The sequence below is a fragment of the Massilia sp. DWR3-1-1 genome (assembly GCF_049898325.1).
Classification (GTDB): Bacteria; Pseudomonadota; Gammaproteobacteria; order Burkholderiales; family Burkholderiaceae_D; genus JAFCUW01.
In genome coordinates, this window is the sequence record NZ_JAFCXL010000012.1 from 1 (window position 1) to 14,181 (window position 14,181).

17 protein-coding genes are annotated in these 14,181 nt (G+C 65.1%); 13 read left to right on the forward strand and 4 right to left on the reverse strand.

The annotated features are described in order from the left end of the window. Nucleotides 1-348 (forward strand): IS30 family transposase (locus tag ACP7EY_RS13920; RefSeq protein WP_426194514.1); only part of this gene is annotated, 348 nt, incomplete at its 5' end. Between the two features lie 97 nt (nt 349-445). Here the strand turns inward: ACP7EY_RS13920 and ACP7EY_RS13925 are convergent. Both ACP7EY_RS13925 and ACP7EY_RS13930 read right to left on the reverse strand, forming a co-directional pair. Beyond that, a complete protein-coding gene (locus tag ACP7EY_RS13925) occupies nt 446-1,822 on the reverse strand; it encodes an ATP-binding protein (protein WP_426194516.1) in 1,377 nt (458 codons plus the stop codon). After that, nucleotides 1,819-2,475 carry a response regulator gene (locus tag ACP7EY_RS13930; RefSeq protein WP_426194518.1) on the reverse strand — a complete coding sequence of 219 codons (657 nt, stop codon included), beginning with the start codon at nt 2,473-2,475 and terminating at the stop codon, nt 1,819-1,821. The genes ACP7EY_RS13925 and ACP7EY_RS13930 overlap by 4 nt, the downstream gene beginning before the upstream one ends. A 112-nt stretch (nt 2,476-2,587) precedes the next feature. On the opposite strand from ACP7EY_RS13930, the gene ACP7EY_RS13935 reads away from it, so the two are divergent. Next, complete coding sequence (locus ACP7EY_RS13935; RefSeq protein WP_426194520.1) at nt 2,588-3,418, forward strand: hypothetical protein; 831 nt, start codon at nt 2,588-2,590, stop codon at nt 3,416-3,418. Further along, on the forward strand, nt 3,415-3,768 hold the full coding sequence (locus ACP7EY_RS13940) for a hypothetical protein (protein WP_426194522.1): 354 nt from the start codon (nt 3,415-3,417) through the stop codon (nt 3,766-3,768). Before ACP7EY_RS13935 ends, ACP7EY_RS13940 begins: the two co-directional genes overlap by 4 nt. Nucleotides 3,769-3,778: 10 nt before the next feature. Here the strand turns inward: ACP7EY_RS13940 and ACP7EY_RS13945 are convergent, their stop codons facing one another. Continuing rightward, nucleotides 3,779-4,231: a GNAT family N-acetyltransferase gene (locus tag ACP7EY_RS13945; protein WP_426194524.1), complete on the reverse strand. Its 453-nt coding sequence runs from the start codon at nt 4,229-4,231 to the stop codon at nt 3,779-3,781. Between the two features lie 121 nt (nt 4,232-4,352). Here ACP7EY_RS13945 and ACP7EY_RS13950 point away from each other — a divergent pair, with 121 nt between their 5' ends. The 3 genes from ACP7EY_RS13950 to ACP7EY_RS13960 all read left to right on the forward strand — a co-directional run bounded on the left by ACP7EY_RS13950 (nt 4,353) and on the right by ACP7EY_RS13960 (nt 5,925). Continuing rightward, complete coding sequence (locus ACP7EY_RS13950; RefSeq protein WP_426194526.1) at nt 4,353-5,003, forward strand: FMN-binding negative transcriptional regulator; 651 nt, start codon at nt 4,353-4,355, stop codon at nt 5,001-5,003. 46 nt (nt 5,004-5,049) lie between these two features. Beyond that, a complete protein-coding gene (locus ACP7EY_RS13955; protein ID WP_426194528.1) occupies nt 5,050-5,451 on the forward strand; it encodes a GFA family protein in 402 nt (133 codons plus the stop codon). A gap of 165 nt (nt 5,452-5,616) precedes the next feature. Continuing rightward, nucleotides 5,617-5,925, forward strand: a complete 309-nt coding sequence (locus tag ACP7EY_RS13960; protein ID WP_426194530.1) for a DUF1272 domain-containing protein — start codon at nt 5,617-5,619, stop codon at nt 5,923-5,925. A 3-nt stretch (nt 5,926-5,928) separates the two neighbouring features. Here the strand turns inward: ACP7EY_RS13960 and ACP7EY_RS13965 are convergent, their stop codons facing one another. After that, nucleotides 5,929-7,086 (reverse strand): iron-containing alcohol dehydrogenase, encoded by a 1,158-nt coding sequence (locus tag ACP7EY_RS13965; RefSeq protein WP_426194532.1) that lies wholly within the window; start codon nt 7,084-7,086, stop codon nt 5,929-5,931. Nucleotides 7,087-7,240: 154 nt separating this feature from the next. Between ACP7EY_RS13965 and ACP7EY_RS13970 the strand changes: the two genes are divergently transcribed. From ACP7EY_RS13970 to atpB, 7 genes are all read left to right on the forward strand, one after another. After that, nucleotides 7,241-7,996: a sulfite exporter TauE/SafE family protein gene (locus ACP7EY_RS13970; RefSeq protein ID WP_426194823.1), complete on the forward strand. Its 756-nt coding sequence runs from the start codon at nt 7,241-7,243 to the stop codon at nt 7,994-7,996. Between the two features lie 181 nt (nt 7,997-8,177). Next, the gene (gene mnmG / locus ACP7EY_RS13975) at nt 8,178-10,109 is read left to right on the forward strand and encodes a tRNA uridine-5-carboxymethylaminomethyl(34) synthesis enzyme MnmG (protein WP_426194534.1); all 1,932 of its coding nucleotides are present in this window, start codon (nt 8,178-8,180) and stop codon (nt 10,107-10,109) included. Further along, nucleotides 10,106-10,747, forward strand: a complete 642-nt coding sequence (gene rsmG / locus ACP7EY_RS13980; RefSeq protein WP_426194536.1) for a 16S rRNA (guanine(527)-N(7))-methyltransferase RsmG — start codon at nt 10,106-10,108, stop codon at nt 10,745-10,747. Before mnmG ends, rsmG begins: the two co-directional genes overlap by 4 nt. Nucleotides 10,748-10,888: 141 nt before the next feature. Beyond that, complete coding sequence (locus ACP7EY_RS13985; RefSeq protein WP_426194538.1) at nt 10,889-11,659, forward strand: ParA family protein; 771 nt, start codon at nt 10,889-10,891, stop codon at nt 11,657-11,659. A gap of 58 nt (nt 11,660-11,717) precedes the next feature. Continuing rightward, nucleotides 11,718-12,602: a ParB/RepB/Spo0J family partition protein gene (locus tag ACP7EY_RS13990; protein WP_426194540.1), complete on the forward strand. Its 885-nt coding sequence runs from the start codon at nt 11,718-11,720 to the stop codon at nt 12,600-12,602. A gap of 282 nt (nt 12,603-12,884) precedes the next feature. Continuing rightward, entirely contained in the window at nt 12,885-13,223 is a 339-nt protein-coding gene (locus ACP7EY_RS13995; protein ID WP_426194542.1) for an ATP synthase subunit I, read from the forward strand. Nucleotides 13,224-13,225: 2 nt separating this feature from the next. Continuing rightward, nucleotides 13,226-14,110 carry a F0F1 ATP synthase subunit A gene (gene atpB / locus ACP7EY_RS14000; protein ID WP_426194544.1) on the forward strand — a complete coding sequence of 295 codons (885 nt, stop codon included), beginning with the start codon at nt 13,226-13,228 and terminating at the stop codon, nt 14,108-14,110. Nucleotides 14,111-14,181 lie beyond the last annotated feature (71 nt).

Sequence of the window (14,181 nt, forward strand, 5' to 3'; positions counted from 1 at the left end):
TCGGCGGTGCTCAACCGTCAGCCCGCCGAACTGCGCAAGTCGATGACCTACGACCAGGGCCGCGAGATGCATGGCCACAAAATCCTCACCGAGCGCACCGGAGTGCAGATCTACTTTGCCGACCCGCACAGCCCATGGCAGCGAGGCTCCAATGAGAACACCAACGGCTTGCTGCGCCAGTACATGCCTAAAGGATCAGACCTATCGATTTACTCGCAGGACGACCTCGATGCCATTGCTCTGTCGCTCAATACGCGACCACGGGAAACGCTCGGATGGAAGTCGCCTCTGGTGGTTTATACCGAACACATGGCTCGGCTACAATTGCAGGCCGATTCGATTCATTAACCCGGTGTTGCACTTGATACTTGAGACCGCCTAGTTTACTGTCGCGTCTCATGTTACTTATGATGGTGCATGAAAGCGTCGCGCAAGTTCGCGCTTCCTACCCGTTCTGGTCCTGCAGCGTTACGCTGAAGGTGCAGCCTTTGCCGCCGATGCCATCGTCCAGCGTGACGCTGCCGCCGTGCCTGCGCGCCGCCTCGCGCACGATGGCCAGGCCCAGGCCGGCGCCTGGCGCGGCGTGGCCGCTGCCCCGGTAAAACCGTTCGAACACGCGTGTGCGCAGGGCTGGTGCAATGCCGGGACCGTCATCGGCCACGCTGAGCAGCACGCCCTTGTGCAGCGCCTGCAAGCGCACGCTGATGTGGCTGTGATCGGGCACGTAGGCGATGGCATTGTTGAGCAGATTCTGGACGATCGATTGCCATGCGCCCGCCTCGAGCGGGTAGGGCAGCGCGTCGGGCGCCTCCAGCGACAGCACGATCTGGCGCGCCAGCGCGGCCGGCGCCAGCAGCGCCAGCGCCTGGCGCAGCGGTTGCGCCAGGTCGAGTGCGGCCGCTGCCGGCTGGGCGCCCTGGTCCATGCAGGCCAGGTCCAGCAACTGGCTCAGCAGGTGCGAGGCGCGGCCGATTGCCTGGGCCATGCGGCGCGCCGCGGCGGTGCGCTCGTTGTTATCGGTGGTCATGGCCAGCACGTGGGCCTGGGCCGCCAGCACCGCCATCGGCGTGCGCAATTCATGGGCGGCATCCTGCACGAACGCCTGTTCACGCGCGACCTTGTGGCGCAACTGGCCCAGCAAGTGGTCGAGCGCGCTCACCAGCGGCTGCAGTTCCGCGTGGACGGGAACGGCGACCAGGGCGGACAGGTCGTCGGGCCCCCTGGCCGTCAGCTGGCCGGATAGCTTGCGCAAGGGCGCCAGCGCGCGCGTGACGGCGAACCACAGGGGTAGCATGACGAAGGGAAGGGCGATGACCATATCGAGCGCCAGCGGCCCGCCCAGGGCCTTGACGAGCCAGCTGGTGGGCAGGATGGGCGCCGCCACCAGCAGCGTCCAGCGGCCGCGGCGCCCTTCGTAGAGGCGGTAGGGCTGGCCATCGGCGCTGGCGCCGACGATCTGCCCGGCCATGCCATGCAGGCCAGCCGGCACCCCCTTGGCGGAGACGAACAGGCGGGCGCCGTCGGCATTTCTCAGCTCCATCAGCACCGCGCCCGGCACGCCGCTGGCGCGATAGCTGTCGTCGATCAGGGTGGCGCTGGCAGCGACCGCCGCGCGCGCTTCGGCGGGCGCCTCGAGCGGTCCGATGAGGGTCAGCAGGTTCTCGCCCAGCCTGAGCAAGGTGCGGTCGAGGGCGGCGCGGTCGGTGGCGTCGTACAGTCCCTTGCCCAGTAACACCAGCCAGACCAGCGCAAAGGCGATCAGCAGCGTGAGCATGGCACGCCGCACCAGGGTCGGGCGCAGCAGGGCGGCCCGGGCCTTCATGCGGCGATCAGGTAGCCGATGCCGCGCACGGTGCGGATGCGCTCGGCGCCGATCTTTCTGCGCAGGTTAGACACGTGCACTTCGAGGGCGCCGAAGTCGATGGCGTCGCCCAGCGGCTCGAGCCGTTGCGCCAGCGTGCCCTTGGGCACCACCGTGCCCGGCTCGCGCGCCAGTTCCATCAGCAGGTGAAACTCGCGCGGCGACAGCTCGAGCGGCGCGCCGTGCAGGCGCGCCACGTAGCTGCGCGGTTCGATCTGCAAGTCGCCGATGGTCCACACTTCGCTGGCCTGGCGCGCGTAGCGGCGCAGCACCGCGCGCAGGCGCGAGAGCAGTTCGGCGGTGTCGAACGGCTTGATGAGCACGTCGTCGGCGCCGCCGTCGAGGCCGGCCAGGCGGTCGGCCAGCGCGGCGCGCGCGGTAATGATGACGATGGGCACCACCACCCCCGCGCGGCGCCAGCGCAGCAGCAGATGCAGGCCGTCGCCATCGGGCAGCGCCAGGTCCAGCAACACGCAGTCGAAGGCGGCCACCTCGGACGCCAGCGGCGCTTCGGCCAGGCGGCGCAGCCACACGCTGCTGATGCCTTCGAGTTGCAGGGCCTGCTGCAGGGCGAAGCCCAAATCGAGGTCGTCTTCCAGGATCAGGATGTGCATGGTGGGGGAGGGGCGCCGTCTTTGGCTAAGCCTAAGCTTGCAGTGATTAGAATGACCCTTGTTGCAATGTTGCATTCTGCGGCATGGCGCCCTACTTCGACAAGGATGTTTGATGAGTCCCTTATTTCAATGCCGGCTGCGGCCCCTGTTGCTGCTGACGGCCTGCACGGCCGGCGCCGCCTGGGGCCAGACGGCCCCCGCGCCCGCCGCCGCGCCGATGGCCGTGGTGCAGGTGGACGGCCTGGCCGATCCCGATACCCAATCGTACCGGCGCATGCGCAAGGGGATGGATGCCTTCGAGCAGCACCATGCGCTCGCGCCTGCCGCCGCCTTGCGCTACCGGCTCTATCCGCGCCTGCCCGGGGTGCGGGCGGATGGCGTGCGCCTGCGCCTGCAGGGTGGCACGCGCAGCCTGCCCATTGCGCTCGACCCTGACCTGGGCTTCACCTTGCCACGCGACGCCCAGGCGCTCGACGATGGCGCCGACGTGGTCAGCAATCGCAAGGCGCGCAGCTTCGCCTGGGCGCCCGAAGTGATCACGCCGGGCTTGCCACCGAACACGCGGCGGCTGGGCGACCTGCGGCTCGAATGCCAGATCGACCGCGCCGCCTCGCTGCTGGTGGGCCTGAAAACACCGGCCTATTACGTGATCGAAGCGACCATCGACGTCTGCAGCACCTTTCCCGGCGCCTGGCTGTACTACGCCGAACGGGCCGTGTTCAATGTGACGATGGTGCACGGGCAACGGCGCCAGGTGCTGCTTTCTCCCTATTTGTATGGCAGCCAGGCACCCGTCGCCATCCAGATTTTTTACGATTTTTATCCCTTCCTGATCGATCGCACCTACCACCTCAAGATTTCCGACAGCAGCTGGCCGGACGACACCCTGATCGAACTCGAGTACATGGACGACGCCGTATTGAGCGCCGCGGTGGCGCCATGAGGGCGCGCCTGGCTGGCCTGCTGCTGCCCGTCGTGCTGGGCTTGACGGGCTGCGCCGCGCTGACGGCGCGGCCCCTGAGCGACGACGGCGTGCGGCTGGCGCTGACGGTGGGCGTGAGCACGCGGGCCGACGTGAGCAAGGCGTTCGGCCTGGCCACCGTCAACAGCTTTGCCAGCGGCTACGAGGTGTGGGTCTACAGCGACAAGCGCCACGTGCCGCCGGCCACGGGCCTGATCCCCGTGGTCGGTCCCGTGATCGCCATCCTGGGCGCCGTCAAGCACGAGCGCGAACTGGTGATCCTGTTCGACCGCGAGGGGGTCGTGAAGAAATACCGGCTGCGCGAAAGTTGAGACCGGCTTTCTAGCCGGCCTGTTTTTCCATGAACACGGACAGCGGATCCTCGCTGTAGTCGCCGTAGGCGGCGCGGCGCTGGTAGCCCAGGCGCTGGTACAGCACCAGCGCTTCCGGCTGCGCCGGCCCCGTCTCGAGCATGAAAACCCGGCAACCGTGTTCGACCGCCTTCGCTTCCAGCGCCCCCATCAGGCGCTGCGCCAGGCCCCGGCCGCGCGCGCTCGGGCGCACATAGACACGCTTGATTTCGCCGCAGGCGGGCGTGACGACGACGGCGCCGCAGGCGAGGGCGGTGCCGGCGCTGTCGCGCGCCACGGCAAACAGCACGTTCGGGCTGAGCAGTGCGGCGATATCGAGCGCGTACACATTTTCCGCGGGATAGATCGCATACAGGTAAGCGTCGAGTTCGTCGATGAGCAGGCGCACGTCGGCCTGGTCGGGGGATTCGAAAGTAATGTGCATCAGGGGCCCTGGTAAGTTGCGCTTGCAATTTGCCTTATCATACTGCCACGCTCTTGCCGCCCGTGTTATTCGCCGCGTCGCGATGGCGCCAGCTGCCCTGTTTGTTTGATGAGGATCCACCATGTATCTGCCGACTTACCATGCGCAACCCGATGGCGAGGCCCTGTACGCGCTGATCGAGGCGCATCCACTGGGCACCTGGGTGTGCCGTGGCGCCGGCGGATTGATCGCCAACCATCTCCCCTTCCTGCTCGACCGCACGCGCGGACCGTGCGGCAGCTTGCTGGGCCACGTGTCGCGCGCCAACCCCGTGTGGCGCGACTTGCTGGCCGGCGAAGCGGCCGTCGTCACCTTCCAGGGGCCGCAGGCGTATATCAGCCCCGGCTGGTACCCCGGCAAGGCCGAGCACGGCAAGGTGGTGCCCACCTGGGATTACGCGGTGGCGCACGTGCACGGCACCCCGCGCGTGGTGCAGGACGGCGCCTGGCTGCTCGACGTGTTGTCGCGCCTGACGGCGGTGCACGAGGCGGCGCAAGCTGCGCCGTGGCGCGTGGCCGATGCGCCCGCCGACTTCATCGACAAGCTGCTGGGCGCCGTGGTGGGCATTGAAATTCCCATCGAGCGCCTCAGCGGCAAGCTCAAAGCGAGCCAGGACGAAACGCTGGCGGACCGGCTTGGTACCGTGCGAGGCCTGCGCGCGGCCGGCACCGCCAGCGCCGCCATGATGGCCGCGCTGGTCCAGCAGGCCATCGACACCACGCCGGGCGATTGACGGGACACCTTCGTATTACACTGTACTGACATTGGGGGGAACCATCATGGTCAGATCGGGCGGATGTTTTTGCGGCGCGCTGCGCTACGAAGTGCACGGCGATGTGTTCAACGTCACCACCTGTCACTGCCGCAGTTGCCGGCGCATTGCCGGCGCACCCGCGCTGTCGTGGTTCACCGTGAAGCGGGACGGCTTGCGCTGGCTGGCCGGCAACCCCGCCATTTTGCGCTCGAGCCCGGGCGTGACGCGCACCTTCTGCGCCGCCTGCGGCACCCCGCTCGGCTACCGCCGCGACGACACGCCGGAGGAGTGCGATGTCACCTTGTGCAGCCTGGACGCGCCGGAAACGCTGGCGCCCACCGACCACACGTTTACCGGCGAGGCGCTGCCATGGAACATCGTCTGCGACGGCTTGCCCCGCTATCGGCGCACCCGCGCCGAGGGCTGACGGGGGCACCGTTCACGCAGGTTTGAGCGTGTCATCCCTGTGGACGAACACCTAGCCGTGTCCGCCAGCGTGTTGCGGGGCACGGCCTGCGGCATCGAGGGGACTGGCGCGGGTCGCGCGAAGCGCTTATATTGGCGTGGACTTCATTTAAATTGGGAAACGACCATGCTGGAGCTGCGTCCTTGCTGTGAACAATGTGCGAAGCGCCTGCCGCCAGCCTCGCTGGAGGCGCGTATCTGTTCCTACGAATGCACGTACTGCGCCCATTGCGTGGAAACGGTGCTGCACAATGTGTGTCCCAATTGCGGCAGCGGTTTTACGGCGCGGCCCATCCGGCCCGCCCTTGACCGCCGCAGCGGCAATTACCTGGGCAATGATCCCGCGTCCACGCGCGAACTGGTCCGACCGGTCGATGCGTCCAGTTTTGCGCCTTTGCTAGCCAGCCTGCGCGACGTGCCGCCCGAGCAGCGCTAACGCTTACAAGGCTGCTGCGTAGATCGCCCGCGCGTCCTCGCGGTTCAGCGCGCGCGGGTTGTTGCCCAGCAGGCGAGTCTGCTGCATGGCGTCGTCGGCCAGCCGGTCGAGGTCGGTTTCGGCGATGCCGACTTGTTTGAGCTTGGTGGCAATTCCCGTCACGGTGGCAATTTGCTGCATTGCAATAATCAACGCCTCGGCGCGGGCCGCTTCGCTGCCAGTGGCGGCGGGCGCCACCACCCCCGCCAGTTCCGCGTAGTGGGCGGTCGCGTGCGACAAATTAAAGCGCAGCACGTGCGGCAATACCAGTGAATTGGACAGACCATGTGGCACGTGAAAAATGCCGCCGATGGGGTAAGCGAGCGCGTGCACGGCAGCCACGGGGGCATTGCTGAACGCCTGGCCGGCCAGGCAGGCGCCCACCAGCATGGCCTGGCGTGCGTCGATGTCGCTGCCGTGCTGGCAGGCGCGCACCAGGTTGTTCGACAGCAGCGACAGCGCCTGCTTGGCCAGCAGGTCCGACAGGGGATTTTTCTTGTGCTTGCTGGTGAACGCTTCGATGGCGTGGACCATGGCGTCGATGCCCGTCGCCGCCGTCATCAGGGGCGGCAAACCCAGGGTCAGCGCCGCGTCGAGCACGGCAAGGTCCGCGTAGAGCTGGGGTGCGACCACGCCCATCTTGGTGGTTTCTCCCGTGGTGACGATGGCGATATTCGTCACTTCCGAGCCGGTGCCGGCCGTGGTGGGCACCTGGATCAGGGGCAGTCGCGTGCCCTGGACGTTGCCGATGCCGTAGATGGCGGCGATGGGCTGGGCGCTGGCGGCGAGCACGGCAATTAACTTGGCCACGTCCATCGAGCTGCCGCCGCCGATGCCGATGACGATATCGGCGCCACTGCTGCGGGCGAACTCGACGGCATTGAGCACCACCGCCTCCGGCGGATCGGCGACCACGTCGGCGTACACGCTCACACCGATGGCGTGCTGGGCCAGGCTGGCGGTGGGGCCGGCCAGCAAACCCGTGCGCATAAAGCCCGCATCGGTGACGATCAGGGCGTGGCGGGCGAGGGGGAAACGCTCGGCCACCAGCGCGCCCAGGCGATTGGCGGCGCCGGCTTCGGCGATCAACTGGGGAACGGTGCTGAACTGGAACGGGGTCATGGGCGTGGGGGCGTGGCGGTTCGGACCACCAGCTTACACCAGCAGCCTCGCCTTGCGCAGCGCGTGCGCTGTTCCACGTGGAACAGCGGCCGCATCGCTCTCCTATTTCCTGCGTACAATTATGGTTTTTGCACGGGGAGATGGCGTGGAATACATGGTACTGGCGCTGGCGGCGTTTTTGGCGGGACTGGTCGATGCGGTGGTCGGGGGCGGGGGCCTGATCCAGGTGCCCGTGCTGTTCTCGGCCTTTCCCCGCGAAGTGCCGGCCACGCTGCTGGGCACCAGCAAGCTGGCCGGGGTGTTCGGCACGGGTGCGGCCGCGGTCAATTACGCGCGGCGGGTGAGGGTGGCGTGGAGCGCGGCGGCGCCGGCCGCACTGGCGGCGTTCGCCCTGTCCTTCCTGGGCGCATGGACGGTGACGCGCATGCCGGGCGATTATTTTCGGCTGTTGCTGCCGGTCGTGCTGATCGCCGTGGCCGTCTATACCTTTCGCAAGAAGGACTTTGGCGCCATCCATGCGCCGCTGCACAGCGGCGCGAAGGAGAAAATCATTGCGCTGGGGATGGGGGCGGCGATCGGCTTTTACGATGGTTTTTTTGGCCCCGGCACGGGCAGCTTCTTGATGTTCCTGTTTGTGCGCTTTTTCGGCTTCGATTTTCTCAGCGCGTCGGCGGCGGCCAAGCTGGTCAACGTCGCCTGCAACGTGGCCGCCTTGCTGTGGTTCGGCTACAGCGGCCACCTGCTGTGGCAACTGGGCTTGATGATGGCCGTGTGCCAGGTGGCCGGATCGCTGCTGGGCACCCGCCTGGCGATTCGTCACGGCAGCGTGTTCGTCCGCAAATTGTTCCTCGTCGTCGTCTGCCTGTTGATTCTCAAGACGGGATTCGACGCCATCAAGCGGCTCGTCTAGGGCGATTGTTTCACGTGAAACGGCGGCCGGCCGCGCCCGCTGCGCTGTTTCACGTGGAACCACGATGGGCGAAAAAGCCGCAGTGGCAGGGCGCGTGGGCAGCAAAAACGGGCTGAGACGAATTGTTGGGCACAAAAGACTCTATAATCGGGGCTCAACCTCCTCGCTTTACGCTCCCAACATGCTATTTCCAACTCAATTCGACGTCATCGTCGTCGGCGGCGGCCATGCCGGCACCGAAGCGGCACTGGCCAGCGCCCGCATGGGCCAGGCCACTTTATTGCTCACTCATAACATCGAGACCCTCGGTCAGATGTCGTGCAACCCGTCCATCGGCGGTATCGGCAAGGGCCACCTGGTCAAGGAAGTCGATGCCATGGGCGGCGCCATGGCCCTGGCCACCGACCTGGCCGGCATCCAGTTCCGCATCCTGAACTCGTCGAAGGGGCCGGCCGTGCGCGCCACCCGCGCCCAGGCCGACCGCATCCTCTACAAGGCGGCCATCCGCGAGAAGCTGGAAAACCAGCCGAACTTGTGGCTGTTCCAGCAGGCCGTCGACGACCTCATCATCGAGGGCGACCGCGTGGTGGGCGCCGTCACGCAGATCGGCTTGCAGTTCCGCGCGCGCGCCGTGGTGTTGACGGCGGGTACTTTCCTTGATGGAAAAATCCACGTGGGCCTGCAGTCGCACTCGGCCGGCCGCGCGGGCGACCCGCCCGCCATCTCGCTGTCGGCCCGCCTGAAAGAATTGAACCTGGGGCAGGGCCGCCTGAAAACGGGCACGCCACCGCGCATCGACGGGCGCAGCATCGATTTTTCCGTGATGAGCGAGCAGCCGGGCGACCTCGATCCCGTGCCCGTGTTTTCCGTCATGGGCAACACCGCCATGCACCCGCGCCAAATTCCGTGCTGGATGACGCACACCAATGCCACCACCCACGACATCATCCGCGCGGGCCTGGACCGCAGCCCCATGTACACGGGCGTGATCGAAGGCGTCGGGCCCCGCTATTGCCCGTCAATCGAAGACAAGATCCACCGCTTCGCCGGCAAGGATTCGCACCAGATCTTCCTCGAACCGGAAGGCTTGACGACGCACGAGTACTATCCGAACGGCATCTCGACGAGCTTGCCATTTGACGTGCAGATCGCCCTCGTGCGCTCGATGAAGGGGATGGAGAACGCCCACATCCTGCGGCCCGGCTACGCCATCGAATACGATTATTTCGATCCCCGGGGTCTAAAAACGTCGCTGGAAACCAAGGCCATCGGCGGCCTGTTCTTTGCCGGCCAGATCAACGGCACCACCGGCTACGAGGAAGCGGCAGCGCAGGGCATGCTCGCCGGTATCAACGCGGCCCGCCTGACCCAGGGCAAGGACGCCTGGGTGCCGGCCCGCTCGGAAGCCTACCTGGGCGTGCTGGTCGACGATTTGACGACGCAAGGGGTGCTCGAGCCGTACCGGATGTTTACCAGCCGCGCCGAATTCCGCCTGAGCCTGCGCGAAGACAATGCCGACATGCGCCTGACCCAGGTCGGCCGCGAACTGGGCGTGGTGGGCGACGCCCAGTGGCAGGCCTTCGACACCAAGCGCGAAGCGGTGGCGCGCGAACTGGAACGGCTGCGCTCGACGTGGGTCAACCCCCGCGTGCTGGCGGCGGCCGAATCGGAACGGGTGATTGGCCAGGCGATCGAGCGCGAATATTCGCTGGCCGACCTGCTGCGCCGCCCCGGCGTGGCCTATGACGGCCTGATGACGCTGCAAGGGATCGATGGTCAGGCGCTGGCCGGCCCCGGCGTTGACGACGCGGCCGTGCGCGAACAGATCGAAATCCAGCTCAAGTATGCGGGCTATATCGACCGCCAGGCCAAGGAAGTTGAGCGCCACGACCACTACGAAAACCTCAAGCTGCCCGACGGTTTCGATTATCTCGACATCAAGGCCCTGTCCATCGAAGTGCGCCAGAAGCTCGACAAGCAGCGCCCGGAAACGCTGGGCCAGGCCTCGCGCATTTCCGGCGTCACGCCGGCCGCCATTTCCCTGTTGCTGGTGCACCTGAAAAAACGGGGTGCGCGCGGCTTTACCACCCTCAACGAGGAGCTGGCCCAATGAAGCCGTTCGACCGCAATGGGCTGGCGGCCGTGCTGGCCGCCGGCAGTCGTGCACTGGCCGTCGAGCTGAGCGAGCAGCAGCACGCCCAGCTGCTCGACTACTTGGCCCTGCTGGTGAAGTGGAATGCCGTCTACAACCTGACCTCGGTGCGCGATCCCCTGCAGATGGCCACCTTGCACCTGCTCGATTCGCTCGCCGCCGTGCCCGCGTTCACGGGGGCGCGCAAGGTGCTCGACGTGGGCGCCGGCGGTGGTTTGCCCGGCATCGTGCTGGCCATTGCCCGGCCGGACCTGGCCGTGTCCCTGATCGACACGGTGCACAAGAAAACCGCGTTTCTCAAGCAGGTCAAGGCCGAACTCGGTCTGGCCAACGTCACCGTCTACACGGCCAAGGTGCAGGAGGTGGTGGTGCCGGCGCCGTTCGACGTGATCACCTCGCGCGCGTTTGCCGACCTGTCCGATTTCGTCAACTGGTCCGGACACCTGCTCGAGGAGGGCGGCCAGTTCATCGCCCTCAAGGGGGTGGCCCCGGCCGACGAGCAGGAACGGCTGCCGGCGCCGTGGAAAGTGACGCAATTGCAGGCTTTGCGGGTACCCGGCCTCGATGCGGAACGTCACCTGGTGTTCATTGGCAAATAAAGCTAAATGGTATAAATCGTTTATATGGTTTATACCTGATACTTTATTTATATTAGTCATACTAAATTAATAGTTTATACGACATAAACCGTAATACTAATCGTATTGCTTATCTTTTTCGCGGCGAATTCAAGAACCTACATGGCCAAAATATTTTGCGTAGCAAACCAGAAGGGCGGGGTGGGCAAGACCACCACCAGCGTCAACCTGTCGGCGGGCCTGGCCAAGCTCGATCAACGGGTGCTGCTGGTCGACCTCGATCCGCAGGGCAACGCCACCATGGGCGCCGGCATCAACAAGGCGGGCCTGGCGGCATCAACCTACCAGGTGCTGCTGGGCGAGGCAGACGTCGCCACGGCGCGCCAGCGCTCCGAGTCGGGCCGCTTCGACGTGCTGCCGTCAAACCGCGAGCTGGCCGGCGCCGAGGTGGAGATGGTCGAACTCGACGCGCGTGAACGGCGCCTGAAGGACGCGCTGGCGCTGGTCGACGCCGACTACGATTTCATCCTGATCGACTGCCCGCCCGCGCTGTCGATGCTGACCCTGAACGGCTTGTGCGCCGCCCACGGCGTCATCATCCCCATGCAGTGCGAGTACTACGCCCTCGAAGGCCTGTCCGACCTGGTCAACACCATCAAGAAGGTGCACGCCAACCTCAATCACGACCTGAAAATCATCGGCCTGCTGCGGGTGATGTTCGACCCGCGCATGACGCTGTCGCAACAGGTCTCGGCCCAGCTCGAGCAGCACTTCGGCGACAAGGTCTTCAACACCATCATCCCGCGTAATGTGCGGCTGGCCGAAGCGCCGTCGTACGGCGTGCCGGGGGTGGTGTTCGATCCCGCCTCGAAGGGGGCGCAGGCGTACATCGCCTTTGGCGCCGAAATGGTCGAGCGCATCAAATCCATGTGAGCGGCGCCGCCGCCAGCCCCCCTCAACGACCCACCGCATACTGAAAGAAGCACGCAACATGGCAACCAAAAAACTCAAGGGCCTCGGCCGCGGTCTCGACGCGCTGCTGGGCGGCGACGCCGACTTCAACCCGTTTCAGCAGGACCCGGGCCTGCCCACCAGCCTGCCCGTGACCCAGCTGCAGGCGGGCCGCTACCAGCCCCGCACCCGCATGGACGAAGGCGCCCTCGATGAACTGGCCGCCTCGATCAAGGCGCAAGGGGTGATGCAGCCGGTGCTGGTGCGACCCATCGGCAAGGACGGCGCCCTGATCACCTACGAGATCATCGCCGGCGAACGGCGCTTTCGCGCCGCCCAGATCGCCGGCCTCGCAACGATCCCCGTGCTGGTGCGCGAGGTCGACGACCAGACCGCCGCCGCCATGGCGCTCATCGAGAACATCCAGCGCGAAGACTTGAACCCGCTGGAGGAGGCGCAGGGCATCGCCCGCCTGATCGACGATTTCAAATTCACCCACGAACAGGCGGCGCAGGCGGTGGGGCGCTCGCGCTCGGCCGTGTCGAACCTGCTGCGCCTGATCAACCTGGCCCAGCCCGTACAAACCATGCTGATGGCGGGCGACCTCGACATGGGCCACGCGCGCGCGCTGCTGGCGGTAGACGCGGCCACCCAGATCAGCCTGGCGAGCCAAGTGGTGGCCAAGCGACTGTCGGTCAGGGAAACGGAAAAACTGGTCAGCCGCACCATCGATGAGGCGGCCAACCCGCCCACCCCCCGCCTGAAAGAAAAATCGGGCGATATCGCCCGCCTCGAAGAAGAATTGTCCGACCGCCTGGCCACGCCCGTGCTATTTAAAATGGGCAACAAGGGGCGCGGCCAGATGATCATCGACTTCGCCGACCTCGATATCCTCGATGGCGTTCTGGCAAGACTACGGGCGTAAACACGGGCCGTCCCGGGCGTGGCGACAGTCTTGCCTTTAAAACCAGCAAGCTGTCGGTAAGTCATTGACCTTCAACAAGAAACTTGCTTTGCAGGCCATACCGCAATGTTGACTGCACCTTAATGGAACACCTGCCCGCTATCCGTGGTTTTTGACGCGCATTGCGCTCCGACAAAGTGCGTCAACGTTTGACGCGTATGTGCGTAGACCTTATAATCCCGCTGATTCACGCAATCTCACCCAACGCAACACAGCTTTTACAGGCTGCGAAAAGAAGAAAAAATGTTGCGCTTAGTTTCCCTGCAATTGATGGCAACCATCGTGGCCGGCTTGATCGCCGCCTGGCTCGGTGGCTGGCCTGCCGCCGTGTCGGCGATGCTGGGGGGATTTTGCTGTGTCGTTCCCAACGGATTGTTTGCCCTGCGCCTGTTTGCGAATGCGCAGAAACCCGGTGGGGCCAATCCGATGACCTTTATGGTCGGGGAATTTATCAAGATTGCATTGACGTTGACCCTGTTGGGGGTCACCGCATGGCTGTACCGCGATTTGAACTGGCTCGCCTTGTTATGCGGCTTCATCGTGGCACTGAAAAGTTACATCATCTTATTGTTTAGGCGCTAGACATGACTACTGAAACCGTCGCTGCAGGAGCACAACCGGTAGGCGAGCACGCGCTCACCGCTGGGCAATACATCACCCACCACCTGGGGCACATGCGTTCGCAAGCCCAGCCGGGGATTATTGACTTCAATGTCGTCAACTATGACACCATCCTGTTCTCCGTCATCACCGCGCTGATTGCCTTCTTCCTGCTGCGCGCTGCCGCCAGCCGTGTCACCTCGGGCGTACCGAGCCGCTTCCAGGGCGCCGTCGAGTCGCTCGTTGAACTGGTCGAAGACCAGTCCAAAGCCATCGTCCACGGCGACCGCAGCTTCATCGCCCCGCTGGCCCTGACGGTGCTGGTCTGGGTCATCCTGATGAACTCGATCGACTTCCTTCCTGTCGACCTGTTCGCCACCATCTTCCGCGCCCTGGGCATCCACACCGCCGAAGGCCACGAACCATTCTTCCGCTCGGTCCCCACGGCCGACCTGAACGGCACCTTCGGCATGGGTATCGTCGTGTTTGCCTGCATGATTTACTACGGCATCAAGATCAAGGGCGCCGGCGGCTTCGTCAAGGAACTGTTCACCGCACCGTTCGGTGCCCATCCCGCGCTGTGGATTTTCAATTTTGGTTTGAACCTGATCGAGTACGCGGCCAAAACGGTCTCGCTGTCGATGCGACTGTTCGGCAACATGTTTGCCGGTGAGTTGCTGTTCCTGTTGATCGCCCTGCTCGGCGCTACCTGGATTGGCGTGACCACCCAGAGCGTCGCACTGGCCGGCCTGCAGGTCTTGCTCGGTACGGGTTGGGCGCTGTTCCACTTGTTGATCGTGCCACTGCAAGCGTTCATTTTCATGATGCTGACCCTGGTCTACATCGGTCAAGCCCACGAAGGACACTAAGCAGGACGGTCAATCCCCTCAGGGACACCAAGCAGTAACTGTAAGAATCGTAGGAATCGTAGGAAAATGTA

Coding starts and splice junctions, on each gene's coding strand:
- ACP7EY_RS13925 (WP_426194516.1), bottom strand. CDS start 1,822: ATGAAGGCCCGGGCCGCCCTGCTGCGCCCGACCCTGGTGCGGCGTGCC.
- ACP7EY_RS13930 (WP_426194518.1), bottom strand. CDS start 2,475: ATGCACATCCTGATCCTGGAAGACGACCTCGATTTGGGCTTCGCCCTG.
- ACP7EY_RS13935 (WP_426194520.1), top strand. CDS start 2,588: ATGAGTCCCTTATTTCAATGCCGGCTGCGGCCCCTGTTGCTGCTGACG.
- ACP7EY_RS13940 (WP_426194522.1), top strand. CDS start 3,415: ATGAGGGCGCGCCTGGCTGGCCTGCTGCTGCCCGTCGTGCTGGGCTTG.
- ACP7EY_RS13945 (WP_426194524.1), bottom strand. CDS start 4,231: ATGCACATTACTTTCGAATCCCCCGACCAGGCCGACGTGCGCCTGCTC.
- ACP7EY_RS13950 (WP_426194526.1), top strand. CDS start 4,353: ATGTATCTGCCGACTTACCATGCGCAACCCGATGGCGAGGCCCTGTAC.
- ACP7EY_RS13955 (WP_426194528.1), top strand. CDS start 5,050: ATGGTCAGATCGGGCGGATGTTTTTGCGGCGCGCTGCGCTACGAAGTG.
- ACP7EY_RS13960 (WP_426194530.1), top strand. CDS start 5,617: ATGCTGGAGCTGCGTCCTTGCTGTGAACAATGTGCGAAGCGCCTGCCG.
- ACP7EY_RS13965 (WP_426194532.1), bottom strand. CDS start 7,086: ATGACCCCGTTCCAGTTCAGCACCGTTCCCCAGTTGATCGCCGAAGCC.
- ACP7EY_RS13970 (WP_426194823.1), top strand. CDS start 7,241: ATGGTACTGGCGCTGGCGGCGTTTTTGGCGGGACTGGTCGATGCGGTG.
- mnmG (WP_426194534.1), top strand. CDS start 8,178: ATGCTATTTCCAACTCAATTCGACGTCATCGTCGTCGGCGGCGGCCAT.
- rsmG (WP_426194536.1), top strand. CDS start 10,106: ATGAAGCCGTTCGACCGCAATGGGCTGGCGGCCGTGCTGGCCGCCGGC.
- ACP7EY_RS13985 (WP_426194538.1), top strand. CDS start 10,889: ATGGCCAAAATATTTTGCGTAGCAAACCAGAAGGGCGGGGTGGGCAAG.
- ACP7EY_RS13990 (WP_426194540.1), top strand. CDS start 11,718: ATGGCAACCAAAAAACTCAAGGGCCTCGGCCGCGGTCTCGACGCGCTG.
- ACP7EY_RS13995 (WP_426194542.1), top strand. CDS start 12,885: ATGTTGCGCTTAGTTTCCCTGCAATTGATGGCAACCATCGTGGCCGGC.
- atpB (WP_426194544.1), top strand. CDS start 13,226: ATGACTACTGAAACCGTCGCTGCAGGAGCACAACCGGTAGGCGAGCAC.